This window comes from Mycobacterium sp. Panama NTM2 (assembly GCF_054355555.1).
The window spans coordinates 502,601-513,845 of sequence record NZ_CM135953.1 but is presented as its reverse complement, the minus strand read 5'-3'; the positions used below and the strand labels follow the sequence as shown (position 1 = coordinate 513,845).

11 protein-coding genes and 1 riboswitch are annotated in these 11,245 nt (G+C 69.7%); of the genes, 4 read left to right on the top strand and 7 right to left on the bottom strand.

The window, feature by feature from the left end:
• From ACXYX3_RS02480 to thiO, 6 genes are all read right to left on the bottom strand, one after another.
• On the bottom strand, positions 1-900 hold the full coding sequence (locus ACXYX3_RS02480) for an alpha/beta fold hydrolase (RefSeq protein ID WP_458610018.1): 900 nt from the start codon (positions 898-900) through the stop codon (positions 1-3).
• A 10-nt stretch (positions 901-910) separates the two neighbouring features.
• A complete protein-coding gene (locus tag ACXYX3_RS02475; protein ID WP_458610017.1) occupies positions 911-2,380 on the bottom strand; it encodes a flavin-containing monooxygenase in 1,470 nt (489 codons plus the stop codon).
• 77 nt (positions 2,381-2,457) lie between these two features.
• Positions 2,458-3,189, bottom strand: coding sequence for an SGNH/GDSL hydrolase family protein (locus ACXYX3_RS02470; RefSeq protein ID WP_458610016.1), 732 nt, complete (start codon positions 3,187-3,189; stop codon positions 2,458-2,460).
• A 38-nt stretch (positions 3,190-3,227) separates the two neighbouring features.
• Positions 3,228-3,989 (bottom strand): thiazole synthase, encoded by a 762-nt coding sequence (gene thiG / locus ACXYX3_RS02465; RefSeq protein ID WP_458610015.1) that lies wholly within the window; start codon positions 3,987-3,989, stop codon positions 3,228-3,230.
• Entirely contained in the window at positions 3,982-4,179 is a 198-nt protein-coding gene (gene thiS, locus ACXYX3_RS02460) for a sulfur carrier protein ThiS (protein WP_241205621.1), read from the bottom strand. Before thiS ends, thiG begins: the two co-directional genes overlap by 8 nt.
• Positions 4,176-5,195 carry a glycine oxidase ThiO gene (gene thiO / locus ACXYX3_RS02455; protein ID WP_458610014.1) on the bottom strand — a complete coding sequence of 340 codons (1,020 nt, stop codon included), beginning with the start codon at positions 5,193-5,195 and terminating at the stop codon, positions 4,176-4,178. The genes thiS and thiO overlap by 4 nt, the downstream gene beginning before the upstream one ends.
• Positions 5,188-5,297: riboswitch (TPP riboswitch) on the bottom strand. (Overlaps the previous gene by 8 nt.)
• 45 nt (positions 5,298-5,342) lie before the next feature.
• On the opposite strand from thiO, the gene thiE reads away from it, so the two are divergent.
• Positions 5,343-5,987 carry a thiamine phosphate synthase gene (gene thiE, locus ACXYX3_RS02450; RefSeq protein WP_458610013.1) on the top strand — a complete coding sequence of 215 codons (645 nt, stop codon included), beginning with the start codon at positions 5,343-5,345 and terminating at the stop codon, positions 5,985-5,987.
• 1 nt (position 5,988) lies between these two features.
• Here thiE and ACXYX3_RS02445 read toward each other — a convergent pair whose 3' ends face one another.
• Positions 5,989-6,474, bottom strand: a complete 486-nt coding sequence (locus ACXYX3_RS02445; RefSeq protein ID WP_458610012.1) for an NUDIX hydrolase — start codon at positions 6,472-6,474, stop codon at positions 5,989-5,991.
• A 156-nt stretch (positions 6,475-6,630) separates the two neighbouring features.
• On the opposite strand from ACXYX3_RS02445, the gene glnX reads away from it, so the two are divergent.
• The 3 genes from glnX to ACXYX3_RS02430 are packed head-to-tail and all read left to right on the top strand — an operon-like array spanning position 6,631 to position 11,228.
• Positions 6,631-7,950, top strand: coding sequence for a protein kinase G-activating protein GlnX (glnX, locus tag ACXYX3_RS02440; RefSeq protein WP_458610011.1), 1,320 nt, complete (start codon positions 6,631-6,633; stop codon positions 7,948-7,950).
• A gap of 3 nt (positions 7,951-7,953) precedes the next feature.
• On the top strand, positions 7,954-8,916 hold the full coding sequence (locus tag ACXYX3_RS02435; RefSeq protein ID WP_241205616.1) for a glutamate ABC transporter substrate-binding protein: 963 nt from the start codon (positions 7,954-7,956) through the stop codon (positions 8,914-8,916).
• Positions 8,916-11,228: a serine/threonine-protein kinase PknG gene (locus tag ACXYX3_RS02430; RefSeq protein WP_458610010.1), complete on the top strand. Its 2,313-nt coding sequence runs from the start codon at positions 8,916-8,918 to the stop codon at positions 11,226-11,228. The genes ACXYX3_RS02435 and ACXYX3_RS02430 overlap by 1 nt, the downstream gene beginning before the upstream one ends.
• Positions 11,229-11,245: the final 17 nt, after the last annotated feature.

The window sequence follows — 11,245 nt, the reverse complement described above, 5'->3', positions numbered from 1 at the left end:
TTAGCGCGCGCCCAGATGCTCCAGCACTGCCTCAGCTGCCAGCTGCGGTTCCTCGATCTGGAGGAAGTGACCGGCCGACGGCAGCGTGACCACGGTGCTCCCGGTGGGCAGCACGTCTCGGATGGCCTCGGCGTAGTCGACCAGCATCGCGCCGTCCTGCACGCCCTGCAGGTGCAGGATCGGGACGCGCGGCAGGTCGAAGCGGTACCGGTGGAGGTCGGCGTACCGCGCCTGCGGTGCGCCCGGGCGGACGAGCGCCCGGTAGTAGCCGAGCGCCGCACGTCGGTGCGCCCCGCTGGGCAGCGCGGCCAGCGCGGCGTCCAGCTCGGCGTCGGTGTCGAAACCGGCGGGCCCCCAATCGCGCCAGAGCCGGCGGATGACGCGCGGCAGCACGCGTTCAGGTGCGCCGGGCAGCTGGAAGAAGATGATGTACCAGCTCTTGCGCAGCTGCCGGGGCAGCTGCTGCAGCTGCCGGGCGACGTCCCCGCGCGCCCGGTTGACCGCGCCGATCGGCGCGACCGCCATCGTGATGTGCGCGGCGAACGGGGACTCGGGATGGGCGGCGAGCGCGGCCGCCGTGAACGCCCCCCAGTCGTGGCCGATCACGACCGCGTCGTCGGGCGCCCCGAGCGCGGCGTGCACGGCCAGGGCGTCGAACACCAGCGCCCCGATGTTGTAGTCCCCGTCGGGCGCCGGACCCGTCGGCGCGTAGCCGCGGGAAAACGGGGCGACCACCCGCATTCCGCGCGCGGCGAGCAGCCGCGCGAACTTCTGCCAGCCCCAGGCGCTGTCGGGGAAGCCGTGCAGACACAACACCAGCCGGCCGTCGGCCGGCCCCCACGCCAGCGCACTGACCTTCAGATGGTCGAGCTCGAAGGTCAGCCGCTGTGCGTCGGTCACGCCATGGAACTTACGCGCTGGCCAGAGCCCGCTGCTTGCTGAACTCCAGCGTGCCGTCGTCGATCTTGCCGTTGCGGATGACCCGCAGGTCCACGAGATAGTTCTGCTTGAGCCGCCACGGTGCCTTCGACCCCGACTTCGGCAGCCGGTCCAGCGCACGCTTGATGTAGCCCGACGTCAGGTCGACGAACGGGAGTTCCTCGACGTCGGGGCCCGGGTCCCGGGGCACCACGGTGTCGTAGCCGCGGCTGTCCATGTACTGCAGTAGCCGGCTGACGTACTCGGAGGTGAGGTCGGCCTTCAGTGTCCACGACGCGTTGGTGTAGCCGAAGGTGAACGCCACGTTGGGCAGACCCGACAGCATCAGCCCCTTGTAGGCCACCGACGTCGACAGGTCCTGCGGCTCTCCGTTGCGCAGCACCTCCGCACCGCCGAAGAACTGCACGTTCAATCCCGTTGCGGTGATGATGATGTCGGCCTTGAGCTGCTGGCCGGACTTCAGCGCGATGCCGTCTTCGGTGAAGTGGTCGATCACATCGGTGACGACGTCGGCCTTGCCCTTGCGGATCGTCTTGAACAGATCACCGTTGGGCGCCAGGCACACGCGCTGGTCCCACGGCTTGTAGTCGGGGGCGAAGTGCTTGTCATAGTCGAAGCCATCGGGCAGCCGACGTTCGGCCATGGTGCGCAACGCTTTCCGGAAGACGTTGGGCAGGGTGCGGGCCAGCTGGTACTGCGCCGTGGCCTGCAGGATCGCCTTCCAGCGCACCGCGGTGTAGGCGGCCTTCTCGGGTAGCAGCCGGTAGGCGCGCGCGGCGAACGGGTCCTTGTCGGGCAGTGAGCCGATGTAGGTGGGGGTGCGCTGCAGCATCGTCACGTGGCCTGCGCCGCTGTCGACGAGGGCGGGGATCAGCGTGATCGCGGTGGCCCCGCTACCGATGACGACGACGTTCTTGCCCTGGTAGTCCAGGTCCTCCGGCCAGTGCTGGGGATGCACGATGGTGCCGGTGAAGTTCTCGGCGCCGGGGAATTCGGGTGAGAAGCCTTGGTCGTAGTTGTAATAGCCGCTGCAGGCCCACAGGAACTGGGCGTGCAGTTCGACCGTCTCGCCGTCTCGCTCGATGGTCAGCTCCCACCGGCTGTGCTCGTCGGACCAGTTGGCCGCGGTCACGCGCTGGCCGTAACGGATGTGCTCGGCGATGCCGTTCTCGGTGGCGGCCTCGTTGAGGTAGTTCCAGATCGACGGGCCGTCGGCGATCATCTGGTCGGTCGCCCACGGCTTGAAGTGGAAGCCGAGTGTGTACATGTCGGAGTCCGACCGGATACCGGGGTACTTGAACAGGTCCCAGGTACCGCCGAGCTTTTCCCGGCGCTCCAGGATCACATAGTCCTTACCCGGGCAGTTCTGCTGGAGATGCCATGCGGCGCTGATGCCGGAGATCCCGGCTCCGACGATGACGACGTCGACAAATTCGGTCATGATGTAAAGCTATCAACATCGTGTCGACATGGTCAACACTGTGTTGAGAGATTCGACATCATGTCAACAGCAAAGTGTCAACGCAGGGTGTCGACGATGAGGTTCGCGACGGCACGCATGCCGGCCTCGTTCGGATGCAGCGGCGCCGGCCTGCGCGGCACCGGCCAGCCGAACCGCGTGGTCCACGGATCCGCCGACCACGCATGATGCTCACGGCTGGCGGCACCGGCCCGCACCAGCCCACATCCGGTGGCTGCGGCGGCCTCGGCGGTCAACCGCTCCAGCTCACCGGCGACGTGGCGGCCCAGCGTCACGTCCTGATCATCCAGAGGCGGGGCGGCGTCACCGGCGGGCGGCAGCAGCGTCAGGTAGTCGACGAACAGCACCGTCGCCGCGGGGGCTCGCTGTCGCACCGATCGGCCCACATCCACGAGCGCGGCGCCGACGGCGTCGAGCGCGAGGTACCGCTCGGCCGGGTTGAGCAGATGCCGGAGCTTGCCGCCCAGCAGCGGGATCGTGCGCGTCGCACGGGGCAGGCCGGCCGCGAAGAGCATCGGCACGTAGCCCACGTCGTTGCCGCCGATCGTGATCGTGACGAGCGCTTCGGACCCGTCGAGCGCCGCGATCTGCGGTGGCGCACCCCGCTGGGACTCCGTCAGGATGTGCTCGGTCGTCGCCCCCGAATAGGTGACGTCGACGAGGTCACAGCCACGGGCTTCGGCGACCAGATGCGCGTAGTTGCGTGCCGAGCGGCCGGCGGCGCGCGGCGAGCCGGGCACCCTGGGCGAGATGCCGGGCCCTGCGGCCATCGAAGAGCCCAGCGCCACGTACCTCGTGGCCGCGGGTGTCACAGCGCGGGGCTCGAGGCCTGCGCCCAGAACCGCTTCGGGATGCGGCCGGCCCGGCGCGCCAGATAGCCTGCCCGCACCGCGGCCGACATCGCCGATGCCATCGCCGCCGGATCCGCGGCACGGGTCACCGCCGTCGCCAACAACACGGCGTCACAGCCCAGCTCCATCGCCAGCGTGGCATCGCTGGCGGTCCCGATGCCCGCGTCGAGGATCACCGGGACCGAGGCGCGGTCGACGATCATCTCGATGTGGTGCGGGTTGGCGATCCCCAGCCCGGTCCCGATCGGCGACCCGAGCGGCATCACCGCGGCACAGCCGGTGTCCTCCAGCCGGCGCGCCAGCACCGGATCGTCGTTGGTGTAGGGCAGCACGATGAAGCCGTCGTCGACCAATTGCTCTGCCGCCCTGACCAATTCGATGGCATCGGGGAGCAGGGTCCGCTCGTCGGCGATCACCTCGAGCTTGACCCAGTCGGTCTGTAGTGCCTCCCGGGCCAGCTGCGCGGTCATCACCGCCTCGGCGGCGCCGCGACAGCCCGCGGTGTTCGGCAACGGCGTGATGCCGAGCCGGGTGAGCAGATCGAGCACTCCCGTGCCGCCGTCGGCGTCGACCCGGCGCATCGCGACCGTGGTCAGCTCCGTCCCCGACGCCACGAGCGCGTCCTCGAGGACCGCGAGATTGGCCGCCCCGCCGGTGCCCAGAACCAGCCGCGAGCCGAACTCGCGGCCCGCGATGGTCAGCTTTCCCGTATCAACCACCCTGCACCGCCGTCACCACGTCGATCTTCGCTCCCTCGCTCAGTTCGATGTCCCACTGCGACCGCGGGATCACCGCCCAGTCCACGGCCACCGCAATGCCCTTCTCCGGGTAGCCCAAACGATCCAGCAGCGCAGCGACGGTGACCTGACCGTCGATCTCCACCGCTTTGTCGTTGACCGTCAGCTTCACGTCGTGACTCCTTCCCGCACACGCAGTTCGGCGGCGATCGTGTCTGCGGTCCACGGCGCGAGCAGGAAGCCCGATCTACCGTGGCCGGCGGCCACCAGGGTCCGGTCGTCGAGCCTCTCGACGATCGGCACGTTGTCCTCGGTCATCGGTCGCAGGCCCGCCGCGCACTCGGCGAGCTCGTACTCGCCCAGCGCCGGCATCACCTCGCAGGCGTCGTCGAGGAGTTCCCGCACACCGGTCACCGTCGGCGCGGTGTCGCGTCCGTGCTCGTACTGGGTGGCACCCACCACCACGCCGTCGGCGCGCGGCACGAGGTAGACCTGCCGGCCGTGCACGCGGGCGCGCACCACCCGCGACGGGATCGGCAGACAACCGCGCCGCCAGCGCAACCGCAGCACCTCGCCCTTGACCGGCCGGATGGGCAAACCCGGCCACAGCGTGGGCGCGTCGATGCCATTGGCGATCACGACCGTGTCGGCGTCGCTCACCTCGGTGAGCGCGGTAACCGGCGCCGCCCACTCGACACCGAGGCGTTCGCAGTGCGCGGCCAGCCCGTCGACCACGGCACGGTTGTCCACCGCGAGTTCGGTTTCGGCGATGAACCCGTGCCGAATCGTCTGCGCCAGAAGGGGCTCGATGTCACGAGCGGAGGTGGTCGGCGTGACGGGGTGCCCCTGCGCCGACAGCCAGTCCCCGACCGTGCGCAGGTCGGCGGCATCACCACGATCGACCGCGACGACGAGGGACTCCCGCGCGGTGACGACCTCGGGCGCCAAGCCGTCGAGGAAGCCGTCGCGCCAGAGTGCGAGGGAGGTGAGGCCTATCTGGAGCAGCCGTTCCTCGCCGGGCCAGCCCTCACTGTGCGGGGCGAGCATCCCGCCGGCCACCCAGGAGGCGCCCGGGGTGCCGGTCCGGTGCACGCGCACCCGCCAGCCGTCCTGGGCGGCGCGGCGTGCGATCGCCAGGCCGATGACGCCACCGCCGATGACGGCGAGCCGGCGAGAATGCGGATTCACGGCTGCTACTCCCTTCGCCGGCATGACCCGGATCAGGTGCGACGGTCAGAGCCGGCGGGCTCACTCTCAGTCCCCGTACCCGGGACTCCCGTGTGGACGGTCTTGTCGCCGTCCAGCCTACGTCGCGGGGACGCTACGGTTCGCAGTGTGCGTGACGCCCACCTCTACCTGTGCACCGACGCCCGCCGAGAGCGCGGCGATCTCGCCGAGTTCGCCGACGCCGCACTGGCCGGCGGGGTCGACATCATCCAGTTGCGCGACAAGGGATCGCCGGGGGAACGGCGATTCGGCCCGCTGGAGGCCCGCGACGAACTCGCGGCCCTGGAGGTGCTCGCCGACGCCGCGCGACGCCACGGCGCGCTGGTCGCGGTCAACGATCGCGCCGACGTCGCGTACGCGGCGCACGCCGACGTGCTGCACCTCGGTCAAGACGACCTGCCGCTGCCGGTGGCCCGGCACATCTTCTCCGGGACCCTCGGGCGCTCCACGCACGACCTCGACCAGGTACGGGCGGCGCTCGACGAACCCGTCGACTATTTCTGTGTGGGCCCCTGCTGGCCGACACCGACCAAGCCCGGCCGGCCCGCGCCCGGGCTCGACCTGGTGCGCGCGACCGCCGCGCTGAATCCCGACAAGCCGTGGTTCGCGATCGGCGGCATCGACGCCGACCGGCTGCCCGAGGTGCTCGAGGCCGGCGCACGCCGCATCGTCGTCGTGCGCGCCATCACCGCCGCCGACGATCCGCGGGCTGCGGCGGCACACCTGAAGGCGGCCCTGCGCGCCGCGGGTTGAGCTACGTGTTCGTCAACGGCGGAATACCGGCGGCGACCTCCCGCAGCCGGTTCCAGCTGGCTGCGAACCCGGGATGCAGCGGCAGGTCGGCCACCTCGTCCTCGGCCACCCAGCGCAGCTCGGCGCTCTCCCGGTTCGGCACGGTCTCGAGGACCGCTTCGGCGTCGGCGATCACGGTCGTGTAGGTCCATCCGGACACCTCGGCCGTGACCACGGTCGTACGGACCACCACCTGCTCGGCGGGCAGACCCGCTTCTTCGTGCGCCTCGCGGATCGCGGCCTGCTCGGCGGTCTCGTGGCTGTCGCGGGCGCCTCCCGGCAGTCCCCACGTCCCGCCCTGATGACTCCACGGCGCACGGTGCTGCAGCAGCACCGCCAGCGATCCGTCCGAGAGCGGGGCCCGCAGGAGCAGACCGGCGGCGCCGTGCCTGCCCCAGTAGGCGGTCCCGCCGGCCGATACCACCCACCCGTCACCGTCACCACGCACCCGTCCAGCTTAAGGAACCCGATGACATCGGGGGCGAGTCGCGACCTCGAATACGCACGCGCCGGACCCGGATCTCTTAGAATTCCCTCAGAGATTTGGCACCGATAGAATCTTCACCGTCGTTGAGATCGAGACCGGGATGAGGTCCGCGCACACGTGACTGTCGAGTTGGCGCATCCGTCGACCGAGCCTCTTGCCTCGCGGTCACCGACGGTCACGGCTCACCCGCGGTGGTGGTTCCTGTGGACCACACCGGGCCGCATCCTGACCATCGGCCTGATCCTCGCCGCCCTCGTCATCGCCAGCGCCTTCGCCACGTCGACCACCATCAACGACCGCCAGCAGGCGCTCACCACGGTGCTGAACCGGACAGAACCGCTGGCCTTCGCCGCAGGCCAGCTCTACACCACGCTGTCGGTCGCCGACGCCGCCGCCGCCACCGCATTCATCGCCGGAGCGGAACCGCGGGCCGTGCGGCAACGCTACGAGCAGGCCATCACCGACGCCTCGGTCGCCGTCGCGCGGGCATCCAGCGGGCTCACCGACGAACCGCTGGTGCAGCTGCTCGGCCGCATCAACGCCCGGCTGGCCGTCTACACCGGGCTGGTCGAGACCGCACGCACCAACAACCGGGCGGGCAACCCCGTCGGGTCGTCCTATCTGTCCGAGGCGTCCTCGCTGATGCAGCAGCAGATCCTGCCCGACGCCCAGCGGCTCTACGAACAGACCTCGGCACGCGTCGACGCCGAGACCACCGCGTCGACCCGCATCCCCGGCCCGGTCATCCTGATCGTCGTCGGCACGCTGCTGTTCGGGGCGTTCGCCAACCGATGGCTGGCCAAACGCACACGCCGCCGGGTGAACATCGGCTTCGTGGCCGGCGGGCTGGCGGTGCTGATCATGCTGATCTGGGTGGGGACGGCGCTGATCATCTCGACCTCGGACAGCCGCAGCGCCAAGGAGACGGCGGCCGAGTCCCTCAAGACCGTCACCACGCTCGCGATCACCGCCCAGCAGGCCCGCGCCGACGAGACACTGTCGCTGATCCGGCGCGGCGACGAGAACGTCCGCAAGCAGTCCTACTACCAGCGCATCGACCAGATGAAGCAGCAGCTCACCCGCTATCTGAGCACGGACAACTCCATCGACAAGACCAACCTGGCCGACGCAGGGGCCTTGCTCGACCGGTGGCGTGCCGCCGACGATCGCATCACCGCCTACATCGCCGTCGGCAACTACCAGGCCGCGACGCAGGTCGCCCTCGGTATCGGCGAGGACGATGCGACGCCCGCCTTCGACAAACTCGACGAGGCCTTGACCAACGGCATCGAGCAGAGCCGGGCCCAGCTGCGCAACGAGATCGTCAACGCGCGTCGGGTGCTCTCCGGGGCTACGGTCGGCGCCGCGGTGCTGTCGGTGATGGCGGCGATCGCGGTGGCCCTGGGCATCTGGCCGCGACTGAGCGAGTACCGGTAGACCATGAAGAGACTGGCAGCGATTCTCGGGGCGGGTGCCGTGCTGCTCGCCGGCTGCGGGCAGAGTGCGCCGGTGGTGCCGACGCCGACGGTCACGCTCGCCCCGCCGTCCCCGTCGGGGATGGTCGAGCTGCCACCCGGGCCGGCCCAGCCGCCGTCGCTGCCCGACGACCAGTGCGACCGCACGGCGAGCCTGCGTCCGTTCGACACCGAAGCCGAGGCCGAGGCCGCGGTGGCCAACATCAAGGCCCGCGGCCGGTTGATCGTCGGCCTGGACATCGGCAGCAACCTGTTCAGCTTCCGCGACCCGATCACCGGCGAGATCACCGGCTTCGACGTCGACATCGCCGGGGAGATCGCCCGCGACATCTTCGGCACCCCCTCGCAGGTCGAGTACCGCATCCTGTCCTCCGCCGACCGGATCGCGGCGCTGCGGAACAACGAGGTGGACGTCGTGGTCAAGACGATGACGATCACCTGCGAGCGCAAGAAGCTGGTCAACTTCTCCACCGCGTACCTCTCCGCCGACCAGCGCATCCTGGCTCCGCGCGACTCGACGATCCGCAGGGCGGCCGACCTCTCGGGCAAGCGGGTGTGCGTCGCCAAGGGCACGACGTCGCTGCAGCGCATCCAGGAGATCTCGCCACCGCCGATCATCGTCGGCGTGGTGACATGGGCGGACTGCCTGGTGGCGCTGCAGCAACGCCAGGTCGACGCGGTGAGCACCGACAACTCGATCCTGGCCGGGCTGGTGTCCCAGGATCCGTACCTGCACATCGTCGGGCCCTCGATGAACCAGGAGCCCTACGGCATCGGAATCAGCCTCGACAACCCAGGCCTGGTGCGATTCGTCAACGGGACGCTGGAACGCATCCGGCGTGACGGCACGTGGAACACGTTGTACCGGAAGTGGTTGACGGTACTGGGACCCGCGCCCTCCCCACCGCCGGCGAGGTACTCGGACTGATGACCGACCAGCGCACCGACGACACCGACGACAACGCCGAGGACCCCGGCACCCAGCCCGCCTCGTTCGCCGATCTGGCCGAGCTGAACGACGATTCGATCTCGACGATGCGGCCGATGTCCACCCAGGCGGTGTTCCGGCCCGACTTCGACGACGACGATGACGACGACACCTTTTTCCACACCGGGGACACCGAACCGCAGGATCAGGCGACGACGCTGACGCGGACCCTCTCCCCCACCCGCCGCCTCGGCGGCGGGCTGGTCGAGATCCCGCGGGTTCCGGCGCGAGATCCGTTGGCCGCCTTGATGACCGACCCGGTGGTCGCCGAATCGAAACGGTTCTGCTGGAACTGCGGCCGACCGGTGGGACGCTCGTCGAAGGACGGCAAGGCGCTGTCGGAGGGCTGGTGCCCGCACTGCGGCAGCGCGTATTCGTTCCTGCCCCAGCTGTCGGCCGGCGACATCGTCGCCGACCAGTACGAGATCAAGGGGTGCATCGCACACGGCGGCCTGGGCTGGGTGTACCTCGCCTTCGACAAGAACGTCAACGACCGGCCGGTGGTGTTGAAGGGCCTGGTGCATTCCGGCGATGCCGAAGCCCAGGCGATCGCGATGGCCGAACGTCAATTCCTGGCGCAGGTCACCCATCCCGGCATCGTGAAGATCTACAACTTCGTCGAGCACGAGGACAAGCACGGCAATCCGGTCGGCTACATCGTGATGGAGTACGTCGGCGGCACCTCGCTCAAGCAGGCCACCCATCTGAAGTCCAGCGAGCGGACCCGGCTGCCCGTGGCCGAGGCGATCGGCTTCATGCTCGAGATCCTGCCCGCGCTGGGCTATCTGCACTCGATCGGTCTGGTCTACAACGACCTCAAGCCCGAGAACATCATGGTCACCGAAGACCAGCTCAAGCTGATCGACCTGGGCGCGGTGTCGCGCATCAACTCGTTCGGATACCTGTACGGCACACCGGGTTACCAGGCTCCCGAGATCGTGCGGACCGGACCCACGGTGGCCACCGACATCTACACGGTGGGCCGCACGCTGGCCGCGCTGACACTGCGGATGCGCACCCGCAAAGGCCGATACGCCGACGGGCTGCCCGAGGACGACCCGGTGCTCGCCGAGTACGACTCGTTCGGCCGGTTGCTGCGCCGTGCGATCGATCCCGATCCGCGGCGACGGTTCGGCACCGCCGAGGAGATGTCCAGCCAGCTGATGGGTGTGCTGCGCGAGGTGGTGGCCCAGGACACCGGGTTGCCGCGGCCGGGTCTGTCCACCACCTTCAGCCGGTCCCGGTCGACGTTCGGGGTGGATCTGCTGGTCGCCCACACCGACGTCTACCTCGACGGGCAGGTGCACTCGGAAAAGCTGACCGCCCAGGAGATCGTGCGGGCGCTGCAGGTGCCGCTCGTCGACCCCACCGACGTCGGCGCCACCATCCTGAGCGCGACGGTGCTCAGTCAGCCCGTGCAGACACTGGATTCGCTCCGGGCGGCGCGGCACGGCGCACTGGATTCCGAGGGGATCGACCTCTCGCAGTCGATCGAGCTGCCGCTGATGGAGGTGCGCGCACTGTTGGACCTCGGCGACGTCGCCAAGGCCACCCGCAAACTCGACGAGCTCGCCGAACGAGTCGGCTGGCGGTGGCGACTGCTCTGGTTCCGTGCGGTCGCCTCCCTGCTGACCGCCGACTACGACTCGGCGACAAAATATTTCACCGAGGTGCTGGACACCCTGCCTGGCGAGCTCGCCCCCAAGCTGGCGCTCGCGGCCACCGCCGAGCTCGCCGGCTCGGCCGGTGAAATGGCCCCCGAGCAGAAGTTCTACAAGACCGTGTGGGGCACCGACAACGGCGTGATCTCCGCCGGGTTCGGGTTGGCGCGTGCCCAGTCGGCAGTCGGCGAACGCGACGCCGCGGTCCGCACCCTCGACGAGGTACCCGCCACGTCACGGCATTTCACGACGGCGCGGCTGACCAGCGCGGTGACGCTGCTGTCGGGCCGGTCCAGCGGCGAGATCACCGAACAGCACATCCGCGACGCCGCCCGCCGGGTCGAGGCGCTCCCCGACACCGAGCCCCGGGTACTGCAGATCCGCGCGCTGGTGCTGGGCACCGCGATGGACTGGCTGGCCGACCACACCGCGAGCACCAACCACATCCTCGGGTTCCCGTTCACCGAGCACGGCCTGCAGCTGGGGGTGGAGGCCTCACTGCGCAGTCTCGCCCGGGTGGCGCCGACGCAGGCGCACCGCTACGCGCTGATCGACCTCGCCAACAGTGTGCGGCCCATGTCGACGTTCTGACGACGAAATCCGTAGCC

Coding starts and splice junctions, on each gene's coding strand:
- ACXYX3_RS02475 (WP_458610017.1), bottom strand. CDS start 2,380: ATGACCGAATTTGTCGACGTCGTCATCGTCGGAGCCGGGATCTCCGGC.
- ACXYX3_RS02435 (WP_241205616.1), top strand. CDS start 7,954: ATGAAGAGACTGGCAGCGATTCTCGGGGCGGGTGCCGTGCTGCTCGCC.
- ACXYX3_RS02470 (WP_458610016.1), bottom strand. CDS start 3,189: ATGGCCGCAGGGCCCGGCATCTCGCCCAGGGTGCCCGGCTCGCCGCGC.
- ACXYX3_RS02430 (WP_458610010.1), top strand. CDS start 8,916: ATGACCGACCAGCGCACCGACGACACCGACGACAACGCCGAGGACCCC.